At 52.0% G+C, this 281-nt stretch carries 3 tRNA genes; all 3 read left to right on the forward strand.

Going from position 1 to position 281, the window contains the following annotated elements:
* Positions 1 to 7: 7 nt before the first annotated feature.
* Positions 8 to 97, forward strand: a tRNA-Ser gene (locus ACHUFA_RS11100).
* A 30-nt stretch (positions 98 to 127) separates the two neighbouring features.
* Positions 128 to 201, forward strand: a tRNA-Met gene (locus ACHUFA_RS11105).
* Between the two features lie 4 nt (positions 202 to 205).
* Positions 206 to 278 (forward strand) — tRNA-Phe (locus tag ACHUFA_RS11110).
* Positions 279 to 281: the final 3 nt, after the last annotated feature.

Below are 281 nucleotides of genomic sequence, written 5' to 3' on the forward strand. Positions count from 1 at the left end.
TATATTTGGAGGATTACCCAAGTCCGGCTGAAGGGAACGGTCTTGAAAACCGTCAGGCGTGTAAAAGCGTGCGTGGGTTCGAATCCCACATCCTCCTTAGTTGGTAATGCAGCTAGATTTAGAACATCGCGGGATGGAGCAGCTAGGTAGCTCGTCGGGCTCATAACCCGAAGGTCGTAGGTTCAAATCCTGCTCCCGCAATTTTGGCTCGGTAGCTCAGTTGGTAGAGCAATGGATTGAAGCTCCATGTGTCGGCGGTTCGATTCCGTCTCGCGCCATTA

Origin of the sequence: Streptococcus hepaticus (genome assembly GCF_043656315.1) — a bacterium.
GTDB lineage: Bacteria > Bacillota > Bacilli > Lactobacillales > Streptococcaceae > Streptococcus > Streptococcus hepaticus.